Raw genomic sequence first — 16537 nt, 5'->3', positions numbered from 1 at the left:
AGTGTATCTATGTAAAAAATAAATAGATAGTATGTAAAACTTCTTACACCTTTCACGAAAAAGGCATTGTTTTGTATTATTCTATAGATAAGAGATTGTGAAAAATATCATTTAATATGACGTACTAGTCTTAGCATAGAAAAAGGAGAAAAAAATGCCCGAATTCCAGTCCAGATTTAAAGAAATACAGCGCCGTGTACCCATTGATGAACATAATGTTTCGATCCAATTTGATGAAAGTAAGTGCAAAAATTGCACATTATGCCGTCGTACCTGTGCTGCAACGCAAACCGTCATGGACTACTATTATCTGCCTAGCACGAAGGATATGCCCATTTGCGTACATTGTGGCCAGTGTGCTGCCGTATGTCCCTTTGGTGCTATTACGGAGGTCTCCGACGTAGACCGGGTAAAAGCGGCTATTGCCGATCCGAATAAAGTTGTCATGATCCAGACCGCACCGGCTGTCCGCGTCGGCCTCGGTGAAGCCTTTGGTATGGACCCTGGCAGCTTCGTCGAAGGCAAGATGGTAGCAGCCCTCAAGAAATTAGGTGCCGACTACGTCTTCGATACGGACTTTGGCGCTGACCTGACGATCATGGAAGAAGCCATGGAACTCCTGCACCGCCTGCAGTCTGAAGAAATTCCTATTCCGCAGTTTACAAGCTGCTGCCCGGCGTGGGTTGAATTTTTGGAAACGTACTACCCGGACCTCATGCCGCACTTGTCGTCTACCAAGAGCCCTATCAGCATCTTGAGCGCCGTCATGAAGACGTGGTTTGTAAAACAGCAAAACCTCGATCCGAAAGACGTCGTCATCGTCGACGTCGCTCCCTGCACGGCGAAAAAAGCAGAAATCCGCCGTCCCGAATTGAATGCCTCTGCAGCCTACTGGAACCAGGAAGACCTGCGCGATACGGATATTTCCATTACGACGCGGGAACTGGCCGAATGGATCAAGTCTGAAGGCATCGACTTCGACCAGCTCGAAGACGATCATTTCGATAAAGTCTTTGGCGAATCTACCGGCGGCGGCCGTATTTTCGGCAACAGCGGCGGCGTCATGGAAGCAGCCCTGCGCGCAGCGTACTACTTTTTTACAGGCCGTAAAGCACCGGCCGACTTCATTCCCTTCGAACCGGTCCGCGGTCTCGAAGGCGTCAAGAAGGCAACCGTCGTCTTCGGTCACTTCGTCATCCACGTCGCGGCCATCAGCGGCCTCGGCAATGCCCGTAAATTCCTGGATGAACTCGTCGCAGCCGGCAACTTTGAAGACTATTCCTTCATCGAAGTCATGGCCTGCCCGGGCGGCTGTATCGGTGGCGGCGGTCAGCCGAAGGTAAAACTGCCGCAGGTGAAAAAGGTACAGCAGGCCCGTATGGATTCCCTCTACAAGAGCGATGTCGAAGCGGAGTACAAGGCCAGCTGGGAAAACCCGGAAATTCAGGACCTGTACAAGCAGTTCCTCGGCGAACCACTGTCGGAAACGGCAGAAATGATGCTGCACACGTATTTTACGGACCGCAGCGATGACTTGGGCGAAATGAAACACGTGACACCTGTGACAAACCCCATGTCGCCAAGCTATAAACCACCTGTCGATACAGCGGCAGACGCAGATAAAAAAGAATAATTTCACGTATAAGAAAGGGCTTCCGTCCCGTGACGGAGGCCCTTTTTGTATGTAAAATTTTCAATTAATATGAGAAAGACAATCGAATACAATTGACATACTTTATCAAATACGCTATAATCATAGCGTTCCGTACGTGTCCCTGTAATACGGAGCGATAAGGAGAACCAGTGCATCTTACGGGAGTAAAAGAGAGGAAACTAGGAAAACTCGCCAATGAAGCCGTGAGTATGTGAAAGTTCCTCCTTGTCACAATAAGATACTGTGTCAAAAGGAGAGATGTATAATGAAACGCAAAATCATGTTAACCCTCGCAACGACGATGGCCCTCGGTGCAACCTGCGCCTTTGCTGCCAACCCCTTCGTCGATGTACCGACCGATTCCTGGGCTTACAACGCCGTCGTAGAATTGGCCGATGAAGGCATCATCCAGGGTGTAGATGGCACGCATTTCGAAGGCAACCGTAACATTACACGTTACGAAGCAGCCGAAATGACAGCTAAAGCCATGGCCCACATGGACAAAGCCTCTGTGGAACAGCGTGCTCTCATCAACAAATTGGCTGATGAATTCGCTGATGAACTGAACAGCCTGGGTGTGCGCGTTTCTAACCTGGAAAAGAAAGTCGGCAACGTCAAACTGACCGGCGATGCCCGCGTTCGTTACCAGCATCAGAGCAACAACGCAGACTACCGCAATGATAATTCTTGGGATTACCGCGTTCGTATCCGCGCCAATGCCCAGGTCAACGACCGCACGACCGTTACCTACGGTATCAGCACAGGCGACCTGAACTTCGGTGCTGACGGCTCTATCGATTCGAAAAACGATAACGACCAGGACGTCTTCACAGATGACGCTAAAGTCGATTACAACTTCGGCGGTGACCGCTGGAACCTGAGCGTCGGCCGGACCGATACGTACATCCTCGGCGGTGACAATGCCTATGGTTACCAGTACGGCGACGTCTTCGACCGGGCTGAACTGTCCTACCACAACGACCGCTTCGGTGCTACTGCCGGTTATGGTAAATTTAAGCTCGGCGACATTGCCGGTTCCCTTGATGAAGGTACTAAAGGTGTGAAGACGGGCTATGGCGTCTTGGAAGGCTACTTTGGCGGCGGCCGTGCTGCTGATTCCAAAGTCGGCGTCTACTACAACGACTTCAACGGCCAGGAAGGCTTCCGCGCTGACGACCTCTGGGGCGGCTATGCCAGCTTCAACCTGGGCAAATGGAATGCCTTTGCCAACTATGAAAAGATCAACAGCATCAGCAAAAACCTCACTGATGGCGATACGAAGGATCCGGAAGTTTGGATCAGCAAGCTCACCTACGGCGGCGCTGACAGCGAAGTCCGCGGCTCCTGGGATGCCTGGGTAGAATACATCAACGCCGATAAGGGCGCCCTCCTCGGTGGTGCTACGAACTCCTGGCGTGATGACAGTGTCCTCGACAACGTAGAATCGTGGGGCGCTGGTATCGACTACACCCTTTCCAAAAACGTCATTCTCACAGCAGCCCAGACCTTTGGCACGAAAGCCAAACACGGCTCTGATGACCCTGATGAATTCACGGATGTTGAAATCAACTTCCTCTTCTAATCCATATAGCCATGTTGAGAAAAAGCGGCCCGATGGTCGCTTTTTTTCTGCCCTTTTTTCTGCTATTCCTAATTAGCATACTGTATACAAAACACAGGCAAATAGAGAATGATTACAATTAGCTATAGGTCGTGAAGGGCGTAACAATCACTTTGGCGGGGATTTTTTACACTTTCAAAGACACCGTTGTAGTGTTACAGAAAGATTACAATTTGAAGAAATTTACGGTAAGATTTAAGAAAATTTAAAGATTACATCTTGCTCTATCAAATTTGAGAGCCTGTAAAGCGCATGGTTGAGCCATTTTCGTCGTATTTTGACAAAAAAGCGAAGGTACGGTATAATGTCAACAAGGTTGTTGGTGAGCCGGTGGTTCAGGTGACAACCGAGAAAGAGCAACAGGCCTACAACGTATAGGGTAGTAAAAGAGAGGAAACTAGGGCAACTCGCCAATGAACCCCTAAGACGTAAGACCACCGCTCGACTGTGACGGATTGGAACATTCTTACAAACTATTTTTTAGAAAAGGGGTAATTCGCAATGAAAACTAAAGTATTAGCAGCATTAGTTGCAACCATGGCCGTTGGCGCTACTTGCGCTTTCGCAGCAAACCCGTTCGTTGATGTACCGACTGATTCCTGGGCTTACAACGCTGTCGTAGAATTGGCAGACGAAGGCATCATCCAGGGTGTTGATGGCACACACTTCGAAGGCAACCGTAACATCACTCGTTATGAAGCAGCTGAAATGACGGCTAAAGCCATGGCTCACATGGACAAAGCTTCTGTTGAACAGCGCGCTCTGATCAACAAATTGGCTGACGAATTTGCTGATGAACTGAACAGCCTCGGTGTTCGCGTATCCAACCTCGAAAACAAAGTTGGCAACGTTAAATTGACTGGTGATGCTCGTCTCCGTTACAAATACAACGATGCTACTAAAGACGTAAAAGGTACTGAAGACGTAAAAGGTACTGACAACGACAGCTCCTGGAACTTCCGTGTACGTGTCCGTGCAAATGCACAGGTTAACGACCGCACGAAAGCTACATTGGGCATCAGCACCAATAACCTGTCCTTCGCTGACAATGGCACAATCGATAACAAGGACAAGAACAGCGAAGACATCTACGCTGATCTCGCTAACGTAGATTACAACTTCGGCGGCAACAACTGGGATCTGTTGGTTGGCCGTTATAGCTACAACCTCGGTGATGGCGGCTTCGCTTGGCAGTACAGCGATTCCTTTGATGGCGCTCAGTTGAAATACAAGAACAACCACTTCGCTGCTACGGCTGGCTATGGTAAATTCAAGATCGGTGATACCGCTGGTATCAACGGCAAACTCTCCGGTGTTAAGACAGCTTATGGCGAATTGCAGGGCTTCTTCGGCCACCGTACATCTGCTGGCGTTTACTACAACAACTTCTCCGGCCAGAAAGATTTCACGACGGATGATATGTGGGGCGCTTATGCTAACTTCGGCCTCGGCCAGAAGTGGTCCTTGCTCGGCAACTACGAAAAACTCAATAATAACGGTTCTAACAGCGATGCTGATGTATGGCTCGGCAAACTCCAGTATGGTTCTGCTTCCTTCGCAGCTCCGAAATCCTGGGACGCTTGGGTTGAATATGTTAACGTTGAAAACAACGGCTTCATCAACGGCTCCACAGGTTCCTGGAGATGGAATGCTGATCTCCTCCAGAACATCGAATCCTGGGGCGTTGGCGTTGACTACACGTTCGCTAAGAACGCTATGTTCTCCGTTATGCAGTCCTTCGCTTCCGACTGGAAGAACGACAAAGACAAAGCGGAAGATCCTTCCGAACTCACACGTGCTCAGTTCGTATTCGTATTCTAAGAAATACCTTACGGCACATACAAAGACCACCCTTCGGGGTGGTCTTTTTTTGCGCCTATTTGGCCGTGAGAGGGCTTTTGGCAAACTGCGTGATAATTTGTACGTAGAGCGGGAAAACGTCGTATTCAGGTGGTAAATGTGGTATAATATAAGCATAAGTAACGGAAGAAAAACCTATATATTGGGGTGAGACTTATGATCCTTTATTTTACTGGGACCGGAAATTCCCTCAGCGTCGCCAGGCAGCTGGCGGCGGCGACAGGGGATACGGCTGTGCATATTGCCGACCTGACGAAGCATGGTACGTGTACGCTCATCCGGGACCGTGTCATCGGTTTTGTATTTCCTGTCTATTTTGGCGATATTCCCTGGCCGGTCCAGGAGTTTATCCGCAATACGAAATTTGCCCCGTCGGCCTATATCTATGCCGTCGCCACCTGTGGCAGTACGCCTGGCAATGCCTTGTACAACCTGCAGCAGCTTTTGGCGTGGCATCGCTGCCGCCTGGCCTATGCCGATTCCGTGTCCATGATCGCCAACAGTACGTCGACGTGGAAAAAGGGCGTTTCCTATGATTACCGCCGCCTCGATGCAGCCAAAGATCACGTCGCTGCCATTGCCCACGCCGTGACGGAACGGCGTGAATCCTTGCGTCACGTAAAACGCAGCCTGGCCGGATCTATTATGGGCCTGGGTGTCGTGCGCCAAGTAGGCAGCCGCCGCTTTACCATTACGGCCAATCCCGACGCCTGCGTAGGCTGCGGCCTCTGTGTGCGCCTTTGTCCCGTAGGCAACCTGACGCTCAAGGACGGCAAGGTCGTCGTCAGTGACCATTGTGCCATGTGTATGGCCTGCGTCCAGTGGTGTCCTCATGGCGGTATTTTCGTCCACGGTCACGCCATTGCCAGGGAAGATCAATATCATCATCCGGAAATTAACGCTGAAGATCTGTACCGCCGTTAGGCAGGTATATAAAAACCGCACGATACGGGGGAGTATCGTGCGGTTTCTGTATCTGTGGGAGATAAAAAAGAGTGTGAATTAAGAAGGGAATGTCTTACTGTTTATTGTGCTGCTGCAGCTTTGCCCAAGGCGGCGCATTCTTCGGCATTGTTCGGTGTTTCGTTGACAATGGCTGTACCGAAGACGATAGCGCCGGCGTCTTCAGCGCGCTGTTTCCACGCGTCCATCCATTCGCCGGAGCCCCAGCCGTAGGAACCAAAGAGGCCGACTTTCTTGCCACTCAGTTTGGGAGCAATGGCTGTAAAGAACGGTTCGACGACGCTGTCTTCGAGCTCTTCCGAGCCCATAGCCGGGCAGCCCAGCAGGATGACGTCGTTAGCGGCGACAGCATCGGCTGTCGTGTCTTCCATGCGGACTGATTCTACGCTGGCACCGGCGCCTTCTGCGGCGGCCTTGATTTCCTGTGCCATAGCTTCTGTGTTACCTGTACCACTCCAATATGCAATTTCTACCATGTGTCTTTGTCCTCCTTACGTTACGCAACGATAAGTTTTTCCAGCGCCGTTCCCGTTGCAAAACTGCTTTCGTAAGCAGCGCGGCAGCTGGAGTAGGCCTGAAACAGGGCGGCGGCCTGTTCGGCATCACCGTATACCTTCCACTCACCACAAAGCTTGGCGTCGTTGCCCTTGTGCCGGATAAAGCCGATGACATCGGCTAAAGGATAGCCCAGGAAAATACCTGACTCATGAGGGAAACACCCTCCGTTGGCAAAACGATCAGCCAGGTGATTCAACAAGACCGGTGCAGGTGCTTCGGGCGTATAGCCCAGGTTGGCGAGGAAGCGTGCTACATCAGCTTGGCGGAGATAGGCTTCTACCATGTCCGGCCGGTAAACGTAGAGCAGTGTACGCTGGGGGCATTGATAGAGAATGCGAAAATAGAGTCCCTTGTGGTTGTACTGCTCGTTATAACGGGCCACGCTGGCTTCGTATTGTTCTTTTGTGCCTGCGCGGTGCAGACACAGAAGAGCACCCATCTTCAGGCGGGCCAAGGTTGGCGCACAATAGGTGATAAGTAGTTGGTCGATGTTCACGAACAGACCTCCTTTCCTTTTGTGTTTCTGACAAGACATACTATACCAATTATGATAACAGTTGTCAATGTTTTATTGATATAAAATATCAAAATTGACATACAAGTGAAATTTATAATTAATGATAAAATACGTATTGCATCAGAGTTTTGCATAATTTTTTATGAGTGTGACGGAATAATTTTATAGCGATAGCTATATAAAATTATGAGATAGAATTTCGTAATACCCTTGTAAGAGAAAAGAACATGATTATTGATATTGACAATCGTTAGTTTTTCAGTAAAATAAAAAGAAAGGAAGGTTGTGTCATATGGAAGCAATGCTACAAAGTCTTGTCCTGCCTTTTCTGGGGACATCCCTCGGTGCTGCCTGTGTCTTTTTTTTGACTCATGAGCTGTCTCTTTCGGTACAACGCGTCTTGACCGGTTTTGCCGCCGGTGTCATGGTTGCTGCGTCCGTATGGAGTCTCCTCTTACCCTCTCTCGATCTCAGCGCTGCGTGGGGACAGCTGGCCTTTGTGCCTGTCGTCATTGGTTTTTGGCTGGGCATTTTCTTGCTCCTCGCCTTGGACCACATTATTCCTCATCTTCATTTACACAGCCAGCAGGCAGAAGGCCTGCACAGTCATTTACAACGGACGACCATGCTGGTTCTGGCTGTGACGCTGCACAACATTCCTGAAGGCATGGCTGTCGGCGTCGTCTGCGCCGGGTATTTGAGCGGTGAAAGCGGCCTCACCCTGGCCGGTGTATTCACCTTGGCGCTGGGCATTGCGATTCAGAATTTCCCTGAAGGCGCTATCATTTCCATGCCCCTTAAGAGTGCCGGCTTAAGCCGTTGGCGGTCCTTTGCCGGCGGCGTCCTCTCCGGTATTGTCGAGCCCATTGGCGCTGGCATTACCATCTTAGCGGCAGCCTTCGTCGTTCCGGTCTTGCCATATCTGCTCAGCTTTGCTGCCGGTGCCATGCTCTACGTCGTCGTCGAAGAGCTGATTCCGGAAATGTCTGCAGGACCGCATTCTGATCTGGGCGTCCTGTCCTTTTCCCTGGGCTTCACCATCATGATGGCTCTCGACACGGCCTTGGGATGATAGGTACATAGGTTTTTATTATAATGAGAGATGATATAATTTCTCATTTAATCCATCGTAAAGAGAATGCGCATGATAAAATATTAAGAATTATATTGACGTTTCATAAATATATTAATATATATTCTTAAAATGTCCCGTATTCCCGTCTCTTATATGAAATAAGTAAAAACCTATATAATGTGAAAAGAGTCTTTTTATCATTGACATTCTTTGATTTTGCTGTGTATAATGAGTAAGACCCATGTCGAGAGAGAAAACAAGGGCCCGCATATTATTGTTGCTAGTGGATAGGAGAGGATTTTCATGTTTCAGAACACGAATTTTTGGCTTGGTTTAGGTATTGGTGTAGTAGCTGGTATTTTTGGTTACAAAATGATCCAGCAGAGAGAACAGCAGCTTCTGGCCCTCCAGCAGCCCGCAGTTCCTGCAGCAGCACCTTCCTTGGAAGAATTACAGCGTCAGAAAGAAGCACTGGAAGACATGATCGCAGCTCAGTCTGTACAGTAATTAGAAAAACGGCATTATAAGAAAAAAACAAAAACCGGCGGCAGAGTGTATTCTGCACGCCGGTTTTTGCTTTCCCTGGGGGGAAAGTCCCGGCGAAGCCGGGGATAGAGGCGAAATTAGTAGTCATAACGTTGATTACACTTCATGTGGCCGCGATAAGGCCGCATGAAGGTGGTGACATGCCAGTGGCATGTCACGGTTCCGGTACTCATCCCAGGGAAGAGGAGTACCGGAAGGGGACGAAAGTACCCGTTGCTTTAGCAACGGGGATAGCGTAGCATGCCTGTGTGCATGCTACGCCGTTACTACTACAGGATTGAAGACATTTCAATCCTGTAGCCAATCTGCCATTCCAAAAGCCAACAAAAGGAGTTGAAAAAAACATGAGTGAAGATGTTCTTGTACCACGGGCCGTGTTGCCGCCCAAACTGACGCCGGCCGTTTCTGAACTGCCTGAGGTCATCGGGGCTATTTTCAAGGAGCTCCAGTCCCTCAAAGGGCAAGTACGCCGGGCCGGGCGCTATGCCGAAGCAGCCAAGAGTACAGCCGACAATGCCCAGCGCACGCGCCGGTCGTGGTTTATTTTCCACAATCACGGCGATGCCATCCGCCGTCTCCAAGGCGCCGTGAGCACCTTGGCCGATGCCCAAGTGACCACCGCCCAGGCCCAGCGCGTTTCCTTCGATTATCAGGAACGCGTCGGCGAGCTGACGAAGTATCTCTTTGCCTTAGGTGCAGTCGATGAAGAGTCCTGTCAGACTGTCTTGCACGAACTGGAAGAAAAACTCTATGGACCGGACGGCAAGGACCTGTCGGAACTCGTACGACGCGAACTCCTGGGCGTCGTGCAACAGCTGCAAAACCAGTTCCACCTCTGTGCCGGTCTGGCAGCGCAGGAAGAAAAGCAGGTATCCTTAGAAAAAGAAGTAGCGGCCCTCACGGCGGCTGTCAAAAATCTCCGTTCCCAAAATGCAGACCAGGAAAAACGTCTGGCAGCCCTGGAAGCGGCCCTAGAAGAACAGGAAAAAAAGGACCAGGCCTCACGTCGCAAATGGACCTTGGCCGGTATTATCGGCATGGGCGCCATCCTTTCGGTCTGTCTGGCCCTGCTCTAGTACAACAAAAAAGTGGCTTCGCGAATACAGGAGTTTCGCGAAGCCACTTTTTGTATGCGTAAAAGGAAATGCCGTACAGGAGTTATGCGCGCATAGCCCGCATGGAATTGAGGACGGCCAGGATGAGGACGCCGACATCACCGAAGACGGCTTCCCACATGCCGGCAATACCGAGAGCCCCGAGGAGAAGGAAGAGACCTTTAATGCCAATAGCGAAGACGATATTCTGCGTGGCAATAGCCCGCGTCGCTTTAGCAATGTTCATAGCTTCCGGAATCTTCGACGGTTCGTCCGTCATGAGGATGACGTCGGCGGCTTCGATGGCGGCGTCTGAGCCAAGAGCACCCATGGCGATGCCTACGTCAGCCCGGGCCAGCACCGGTGCATCGTTAATCCCGTCGCCGACGAAGGCCAGTTTTTTGCCGGGTTTCTTCGCCGCATCGAGTTCTTCCAAACGTTCTACCTTTTCTGCCGGCAAGAGCTGGGCAAAGCATTTGTCCAAGCCCAGCTTCTTGGCAATAGCCGTGGCGATGGCTTTGCTGTCGCCTGTGAGCATGACCGTTTGGGAAACGCCTTTTTTCTTGAGCTCTGCAATAGCCTTCTGGCTGTCTTCTTTGACTTCATCGGCAATGACCAGGCAGCCCATATAGGTACCGTCGACGGCTACATAGACCTTGGTACCCGTTTCTTCATTTTCCGTAAAAGGAATGGCTGCTTCCTGCAAGAGGCGGGCGTTGCCGGCGAGGATTTCCTTACCCTGCCAGGTGGCGCAAATGCCGCGGCCGCTCTTTTCGCAGTACGCTGCGAGTTCACTGCGGTCCGGTGTGCTGCCGTAGGCTTCCATAATGGATGTGGCAATGGGGTGGCGGGAGCCACATTCGGCAAGAGCTGCGTAGTGGAGGAGTGTATCCTTGCTGACACCTGCTGCAGTAGCGATATTTGTTACCTCAAAGGTACCCTTTGTAAGCGTACCGGTTTTATCGAAGACGATCGTATCGACCTGGGCTAAGGCTTCCAGGTAGTTGCTGCCCTTGACGAGAATGCCCTTGCGGGACGCTGCGCCAATGCCGCTAAAGAAGGTCAGGGGAATGGAAACGACCAGGGCACACGGGCAAGAGATGACGAGGAAGACGAAGGAACGCATGATCCAGTCTGTCCAGACGCCACCAAAGAAAAGGGGCGGTACGGCAGCCAGGAAGACGGCACCGATGACGACAGCCGGCGTATAGTAGCGGCAGAAACGGGTAATGAACCGTTCCATCGGCGCCTTACGGGCGGCTGCGTTTTCTACGAGATCGATGACCTTGCTGGCTGTTGATTCGCCAAAGCTGTGGGTCGTTTCGATTTCCAGCATGCCGTCTGTGGAAATGCAGCCCGACAGGGCTTCGTCGCCGGCTTCTACGCGGCGCGGTACGGCTTCCCCTGTCAAGCCCTTCGTATCGACCAAGGCTGTGCCGGCAAGGACCGTGCCGTCAATAGGAATTCGTTCGCCCGGCTGGACGACGATGGTCGAGCCGATGGCAACGCTGCCCGACGGGACCGTAACGATATCGTTCCCTTGACGGACGTGAGCCGTATCGGGGCGGATGTCGAGGAGGGACTTGATGGAGTGGCGCGAATTATCGACAGCCTGATCCTGGAATAATTCACCGACCTGATAGAAGAGCATAACCGCAACGGCTTCAGGGTATTCGCCAATGACGAAGGCACCGATGGTAGACAAGCTCATGAGAAAATGTTCGTCGAAGACGCGGCCGTGACGGATATTTTTCAAGGCCTGGAGCACGACGTCATAGCCGAGGATGACGTAGGCGGCGACGAGGACGGCCAGGTATAGCGTGTCAGAAAGGCCGAAAAAGGCATGGCCTACGAGCACGGCGGCGTAGAGGATAGCACCGGCGATGAGACGCTGCTTGCGCATCGGTCCTTCTTCCTCCTCTTCGTCGTCATCCTGAGCGGCGCTATGGGACGTGTCGATAATTTCGATGTCCGGTTCGTGCGTGTGGACGATCTTTTCAATCTGCGGCAAGACGGCTGCTTCTGCGTCGGCATCGACAGAAATGGTCAGGGTTTGACGCATGAGATTGACTGCCGACGCAGTAATGCCGGACAAACTGCCTACTTCCTCTTCGATCTTGGCAGAGCAGTTCGGGCAATCGAGGCCCTTTAATAAAAATGTTTTTTCCATGCTGAGCACTTCCTTTCTTCCTGTGGGCATTTCCTTATTCGTGCACGTGTTCCCGCGCCATATCGAGGAGGGTGCGCACGTGATCGTCGGCTAAGGAATAGTAGACGATCTGCCCGTCCCGGCGATACGTGACGAGCTTGCCCATGCGCAGGACCTTGAGCTGGTGTGATACAGCTGATTTGGTGACGTTTAACAGTACGGCTAAATCACAGACGCACAATTCGTGACATTCCAGGGCCGACAGGAGCTTTACCCGTGTGGGATCGCTGAAGAGCTTGAACAGTGCCGCCAAGTGATTATATTCTGCCCGTGGCAGCAGCTGGGACTGGACGTCATCGACTACGTCTTGGTGGATGACGTCGCAATCACAGACAGGAGCTTGGTTTGCCATGTTTGTTCCTCCCAATGTAACATATGAACAACTATTCATTTGTTTCTCTACCTATAGCTTACAAGGTTGTGAAAGAAATGTCAATGGGTGAAAGATCTTTTTGTTTTCCCTGTTTTCATCTATTAGAAAAAAGCACGAGAATAAAGAAGCTTTCACACAGGATTAAACGTTTTATACACAGAATATTATCAATAAATTTACCGGTTTTGATAAAACTATGTGTATATAGATGGTTAAATAAAAGTTTAAGAATTCCTTAAAAATTCTCTGCTATAGCCTGTAAACACTAGGTTTATAGATTATAACGAAAAAAGTAAATACAAGATCCTCAAATATTATTGACAATAATTCCTGCTTTCGGTTATAATAAATTTTGTAAGAGGTTATCAATACAAGAGACGGCTGACGTAATCTTTAGTATTAGCGCCAGCTCATCAAAAGGAGATGTACCGTATGTTTCAGAATCAGGATTTTTGGATCGGTTTAGGTGTTGGTGTATTAGCTGGTATTTTCGGTTACAAGCTCATGGTAGAACGGGAACAACAGCTTTTGGCTCTGCAGCAGCCTGCAGCCACAAGCGCGTCGGCTAACGTTCCTTTGGCAGAATTACAGCGTCAGAAAGAAGAACTGGAAGACATGATCGCCGCACAGGAAGCTGCAGCAAAATAACCGGAAACGTACAAAGGACTGTCTCGTAGCCGGGGCAGTTCTTTTTCTGTTCCTTTAGTACGAAAGGTAACTTACTCTATGCTATCATTTTCAAAATGGGATTTTATCCTGCGTTCTGTCCAGGTGTCGTCATACATCCCTGGCCGTATCCGCTTGCATAGTAAACGCCTCATTGGCAACCATGCCCTTTGCAAACAGGTACACGCGTATATCTCAGCGTATCACGAAATAGAATCTGTCGATATCAATGTGTTGACTGGCTCGGTACTCATTCAATACCAGCCTACACTGCTGCGGGCAAATCACGAACTGGCCCAGATGGAGCAGTATGTAGTCAAGCATCTTGAAAGGAGATAACATACTATGTCCTATGTTTCCGGTTTTATGATTGGCGCTTCCATCGGGAAGTCCATTCATCAGTTCTTTGACTCCCGCTATCCCCATGTGCCCAAGGCAGCCCGTCCCGTCCAGGCAGGCCGAGTTCGTACGGCCCCTGTCCGCCCGGCTGCACCGGTACCTGTTTTTACACGTGTATCGGCCAGCTTAGGCCGCCGCCGGTATCGCGCTGCCAGTCTCGTGCGCAACGCCGCACTCGATCAGCTCGTTGCCGAATCGCTCTATAAGATGTCCGGCGTACAGCGCGTAGAAGTCAATCCCGTCACAGGGAGCCTCCTCATCTTAGGCGATGAAGCGACACTGAATACGATTGAAAAGGTGCTCTCAGAAGAAGTCTTTGCTGTCAAACTGCCGGGCGAAGACCTTTTGAAGCAGCTCGATACACTGGCCGGCCAGGATAAAAAGCCGACCCCCGATTTCCGCAAGACCGCTACTGACGTATGTAATGAGTTCAGTAAGGTCATTTCCGGCGGTACGCATAACGTCCTCGACCTGCGCTCTCTTGTCGCCTTGGCTTTTATCGTCCGGGGTATCCGCAAGATCGTCATGATGGATCAGCGTGCGTCGGGCCCGCAAATGCTTTGGTGGGCTGCTAGTCTCTTAAGGGGGAAATAATATGTTCAATTGTGTAAAATTACGGCTCCGCGCAGAAATTCCCGTACGCATTCGTCCCTTCCTGGGTGCCCGCGTGCGGCAGCTTCCTGGTGTAGCCGCTGCGTCGACGGATGGCCGCCTGGTAACCATTTATTACCAAAAGCCTTTCCAGCCTCAGCAGGTGATGCCGCTTCTGCGCAGCTTTGAAAAGACCTATGGCAAAGAGGCCGATGAACATAAGGAACTCGACGTAGGCTCGTACAAACGTGAAGCCATCCTTTCTGTAGGCGGTTTTATAGCCATGAATATTGTGCGCAAGACGAACCCGGAATTTTATGAATCCATGCTCTTATTCCGCCGTCTCTTTACGCTCTTTATTGCCCGCCGCTTCATCCAGAATGGCGTCATGGGCGTCGTCCGCGACCATCAGGCCAACGCCGATACGCTCACGGCTACAGCCGTTATCGCTTCTGTCGTCGCCGGCAAGCCCGAATCGAGCCTGACCCTGCTGGCCCTTTCCAACAGCGCTGAAATGCTGACCGAATACGCAGCTGAACGGGCGCGCAAACAGATTTCCGGCCTCCTCAAGCTTGACCAGCGCGATGTCTGGCTCATTGAAAACGGCAAGGAACGCAAGGTGCCTGTCGAATCCCTGAAGGTAGGCGACCAGATTGCCGTCCATTTAGGCGAAAAGATCTGCGTCGATGGCCGTGTCCTGAGCGGTAACGCCGCTGTTAACCAGGCGTCCGTCACGGGTGAATCGAATCCGGCTATTAAGCAGAAGGGTTCCTTCGTCTACGCCGGCAGTGTCGTCGAAGCCGGTGCTCTCGTCGTAACCGTTGAAAAGGTCGGCGACGATACGTCCCTGGCTCAGATTATCCACCTCGTCGAAGAAGCCCAGACCCGCAAAGCGCCGGTACAGAACTTCGCCGACAAGATGGCTAATATGCTCGTACCTGTCTCCTTTATCGGCGCAGCTATCGTTTACGGCGCTACGAAGGATTGGCAGCGCGTACTGAACCTGCTCTTTATCGACTTCTCGTGCGGCCTCAAGCTCTCGACGGCTACGGCTATTTCCGCCGCTATCGGCGTCGCAGCCCGCAAGGGGATCCTCATCAAAGGTGGTAACTACATTGAAAACCTGGCTCATATCGATACGATCGTCCTCGATAAGACCGGTACTATCACCATGGGTACACCGCAGATTCAGCAGATCGTCACGGCTGAAGGCGTCGACGAAAAGGAACTGATCCTCTTGGCTGCTTCGGCAGAAATGCACTCCGTCCATCCCTTGGCTGTAGCCATCCAGAAATACGTCAAGGCTAACCACTGGACGACGCCGTCCCACAGCGATTCGGAAACCATCGTCGCCCGCGGCATGCGTGCTATCGTGCCGGATTTCGAAGGCTATACAGGCGGGGAAATTCTCGTCGGCAGCCGCCGCTTCATGCAGGAACAGGCGGTAACCGGCCTGCCGGAATTAACGGATAAACAAAACGGCAAGAACCTGCTCTATATTTCCCGTAACGGTGCATTCCTGGGTACCCTGGCTATTCTCGACCCCGTCCGTCCGGCCATGAAGAAAACACTCAATCGCATGCGCCGCCTGGGCATCGACGAAATCGTCATGCTTACCGGTGATTCGAAGGAAGTGGCAGCAGAAGTAGCCCGCAACCTTGATATCGATTCGTACCACGCAGAAATTCTGCCGGAAGATAAGGCCAACTACGTCATGAAGCTCCAGAAACGGGGCGACGTCATGATGGTTGGCGACGGCATTAATGATGCGCCGGCTCTGGCCTTTGCCGATATCGGTGTCAGCCTGGGTGGCAACAAGACCGATATTGCCGCTGAATCGGCAGCCATTACCATTCAGTCGGAAGACCCGGCCAAGCTCTACGACGCCTTGGCTATTGGCCGCCAGACCATGGGCATTATTAACCAGAACTTCACAGCCACGATTATCGTCAACTCGGCGGCTATGATCCTGGGAGCCTTAGGCCGTATTAGCCCGCTCTGGGCAGCCGTCATCCACAACACGGCAACCCTGGCTGTCGTCATGAATAGCGTCCGTATCTTGAAACCGGCAGTAAAACGGGTTTAACTTTCAATACGGATAATAATTATTAGTGCAAAACAATATGTTTAATAACAAACGGCACCGTTACGCGAACTAGTATGTTACGAATGGTGCCGTTTATTTTTATAGTAAATATCAATAATAGAAAAAGCAATGAGATATAGTAAACCATAAACATGCATATATACCTATTTCTCACATAAACGATAAACTAACGAGTGAAAATGAAAATAAGTATTGACATTTACTTTGTGATTTTATATACTAAATAACGTAATGAACAAGATTATCAAAATCTTACCAGGGGAAGGAAGTGTGAGTATTATTTACTGAGCACAAAGCAGAGGAG

Annotated in this window: 16 protein-coding genes; 12 read left to right on the top strand and 4 right to left on the bottom strand. The window is 50.9% G+C overall.

Annotated elements, in window-relative coordinates:
* Positions 1-154: 154 nt before the first annotated feature.
* The 5 genes from PGX44_RS00420 to PGX44_RS00400 all read left to right on the top strand — a co-directional run bounded on the left by PGX44_RS00420 (position 155) and on the right by PGX44_RS00400 (position 6059).
* The gene (locus tag PGX44_RS00420; RefSeq protein WP_498853796.1) at positions 155-1633 is read left to right on the top strand and encodes a [FeFe] hydrogenase, group A; all 1479 of its coding nucleotides are present in this window, start codon (positions 155-157) and stop codon (positions 1631-1633) included.
* A 286-nt stretch (positions 1634-1919) separates the two neighbouring features.
* Positions 1920-3236, top strand: a complete 1317-nt coding sequence (locus PGX44_RS00415; RefSeq protein WP_498853795.1) for an S-layer homology domain-containing protein — start codon at positions 1920-1922, stop codon at positions 3234-3236.
* A gap of 291 nt (positions 3237-3527) precedes the next feature.
* Positions 3528-3653, top strand: a complete 126-nt coding sequence (locus tag PGX44_RS00410; RefSeq protein WP_498853794.1) for a hypothetical protein — start codon at positions 3528-3530, stop codon at positions 3651-3653.
* A gap of 123 nt (positions 3654-3776) precedes the next feature.
* Positions 3777-5096 (top strand): S-layer homology domain-containing protein, encoded by a 1320-nt coding sequence (locus tag PGX44_RS00405; protein WP_498853793.1) that lies wholly within the window; start codon positions 3777-3779, stop codon positions 5094-5096.
* Positions 5097-5291: 195 nt separating this feature from the next.
* Positions 5292-6059, top strand: coding sequence for an EFR1 family ferrodoxin (locus tag PGX44_RS00400; RefSeq protein ID WP_498853792.1), 768 nt, complete (start codon positions 5292-5294; stop codon positions 6057-6059).
* 101 nt (positions 6060-6160) lie between these two features.
* On the opposite strand, the gene PGX44_RS00395 is transcribed toward PGX44_RS00400, so the two are convergent.
* On the bottom strand, positions 6161-6574 hold the full coding sequence (locus PGX44_RS00395; RefSeq protein ID WP_498853791.1) for a flavodoxin domain-containing protein: 414 nt from the start codon (positions 6572-6574) through the stop codon (positions 6161-6163).
* Positions 6575-6594: 20 nt separating this feature from the next.
* On the bottom strand, positions 6595-7152 hold the full coding sequence (locus PGX44_RS00390) for a DUF3793 family protein (RefSeq protein WP_289001756.1): 558 nt from the start codon (positions 7150-7152) through the stop codon (positions 6595-6597).
* 313 nt (positions 7153-7465) lie between these two features.
* Between PGX44_RS00390 and PGX44_RS00385 the strand changes: the two genes are divergently transcribed.
* From PGX44_RS00385 to PGX44_RS00375, 3 genes are all read left to right on the top strand, one after another.
* A complete protein-coding gene (locus tag PGX44_RS00385) occupies positions 7466-8245 on the top strand; it encodes a ZIP family metal transporter (RefSeq protein WP_498853790.1) in 780 nt (259 codons plus the stop codon).
* A 306-nt stretch (positions 8246-8551) separates the two neighbouring features.
* The gene (locus PGX44_RS00380) at positions 8552-8755 is read left to right on the top strand and encodes a hypothetical protein (protein ID WP_289001758.1); all 204 of its coding nucleotides are present in this window, start codon (positions 8552-8554) and stop codon (positions 8753-8755) included.
* Positions 8756-9138: 383 nt separating this feature from the next.
* The gene (locus PGX44_RS00375; protein ID WP_498853789.1) at positions 9139-9870 is read left to right on the top strand and encodes a hypothetical protein; all 732 of its coding nucleotides are present in this window, start codon (positions 9139-9141) and stop codon (positions 9868-9870) included.
* An 82-nt stretch (positions 9871-9952) separates the two neighbouring features.
* Here the strand turns inward: PGX44_RS00375 and PGX44_RS00370 are convergent, their stop codons facing one another.
* Both PGX44_RS00370 and PGX44_RS00365 read right to left on the bottom strand, forming a co-directional pair.
* The gene (locus PGX44_RS00370; protein WP_498853788.1) at positions 9953-12058 is read right to left on the bottom strand and encodes a heavy metal translocating P-type ATPase; all 2106 of its coding nucleotides are present in this window, start codon (positions 12056-12058) and stop codon (positions 9953-9955) included.
* 34 nt (positions 12059-12092) lie between these two features.
* Positions 12093-12449, bottom strand: a complete 357-nt coding sequence (locus PGX44_RS00365) for an ArsR/SmtB family transcription factor (RefSeq protein WP_288200856.1) — start codon at positions 12447-12449, stop codon at positions 12093-12095.
* Between the two features lie 453 nt (positions 12450-12902).
* Between PGX44_RS00365 and PGX44_RS00360 the strand changes: the two genes are divergently transcribed.
* The 4 genes from PGX44_RS00360 to PGX44_RS00345 all read left to right on the top strand — a co-directional run bounded on the left by PGX44_RS00360 (position 12903) and on the right by PGX44_RS00345 (position 16212).
* Positions 12903-13118, top strand: coding sequence for a 50S ribosomal protein L9 (locus PGX44_RS00360; RefSeq protein WP_186502083.1), 216 nt, complete (start codon positions 12903-12905; stop codon positions 13116-13118).
* 78 nt (positions 13119-13196) lie between these two features.
* Complete coding sequence (locus PGX44_RS00355; RefSeq protein ID WP_289001761.1) at positions 13197-13475, top strand: HMA2 domain-containing protein; 279 nt, start codon at positions 13197-13199, stop codon at positions 13473-13475.
* Positions 13476-13481: 6 nt separating this feature from the next.
* Positions 13482-14129: an HMA2 domain-containing protein gene (locus PGX44_RS00350; protein WP_498853787.1), complete on the top strand. Its 648-nt coding sequence runs from the start codon at positions 13482-13484 to the stop codon at positions 14127-14129.
* Position 14130: 1 nt separating this feature from the next.
* Positions 14131-16212 (top strand): heavy metal translocating P-type ATPase, encoded by a 2082-nt coding sequence (locus PGX44_RS00345; RefSeq protein WP_498853786.1) that lies wholly within the window; start codon positions 14131-14133, stop codon positions 16210-16212.
* Positions 16213-16537: the final 325 nt, after the last annotated feature.

The organism is Caecibacter sp. AF58-12pH5A (genome assembly GCF_027681725.1).
Taxonomy (GTDB): domain Bacteria; phylum Bacillota; class Negativicutes; order Veillonellales; family Megasphaeraceae; genus Megasphaera; species Megasphaera hominis.
Note: the sequence above shows the minus strand (reverse complement) of the source record. Positions and strands in the feature narration are given on the sequence as shown.

Coding starts and splice junctions, on each gene's coding strand:
- PGX44_RS00420 (WP_498853796.1), top strand. CDS start 155: ATGCCCGAATTCCAGTCCAGATTTAAAGAAATACAGCGCCGTGTACCC.
- PGX44_RS00415 (WP_498853795.1), top strand. CDS start 1,920: ATGAAACGCAAAATCATGTTAACCCTCGCAACGACGATGGCCCTCGGT.
- PGX44_RS00410 (WP_498853794.1), top strand. CDS start 3,528: ATGGTTGAGCCATTTTCGTCGTATTTTGACAAAAAAGCGAAGGTACGG.
- PGX44_RS00405 (WP_498853793.1), top strand. CDS start 3,777: ATGAAAACTAAAGTATTAGCAGCATTAGTTGCAACCATGGCCGTTGGC.
- PGX44_RS00400 (WP_498853792.1), top strand. CDS start 5,292: ATGATCCTTTATTTTACTGGGACCGGAAATTCCCTCAGCGTCGCCAGG.
- PGX44_RS00395 (WP_498853791.1), bottom strand. CDS start 6,574: ATGGTAGAAATTGCATATTGGAGTGGTACAGGTAACACAGAAGCTATG.
- PGX44_RS00385 (WP_498853790.1), top strand. CDS start 7,466: ATGGAAGCAATGCTACAAAGTCTTGTCCTGCCTTTTCTGGGGACATCC.
- PGX44_RS00380 (WP_289001758.1), top strand. CDS start 8,552: ATGTTTCAGAACACGAATTTTTGGCTTGGTTTAGGTATTGGTGTAGTA.
- PGX44_RS00375 (WP_498853789.1), top strand. CDS start 9,139: ATGAGTGAAGATGTTCTTGTACCACGGGCCGTGTTGCCGCCCAAACTG.
- PGX44_RS00370 (WP_498853788.1), bottom strand. CDS start 12,058: ATGGAAAAAACATTTTTATTAAAGGGCCTCGATTGCCCGAACTGCTCT.
- PGX44_RS00365 (WP_288200856.1), bottom strand. CDS start 12,449: ATGGCAAACCAAGCTCCTGTCTGTGATTGCGACGTCATCCACCAAGAC.
- PGX44_RS00360 (WP_186502083.1), top strand. CDS start 12,903: ATGTTTCAGAATCAGGATTTTTGGATCGGTTTAGGTGTTGGTGTATTA.
- PGX44_RS00355 (WP_289001761.1), top strand. CDS start 13,197: ATGCTATCATTTTCAAAATGGGATTTTATCCTGCGTTCTGTCCAGGTG.
- PGX44_RS00350 (WP_498853787.1), top strand. CDS start 13,482: ATGTCCTATGTTTCCGGTTTTATGATTGGCGCTTCCATCGGGAAGTCC.
- PGX44_RS00345 (WP_498853786.1), top strand. CDS start 14,131: ATGTTCAATTGTGTAAAATTACGGCTCCGCGCAGAAATTCCCGTACGC.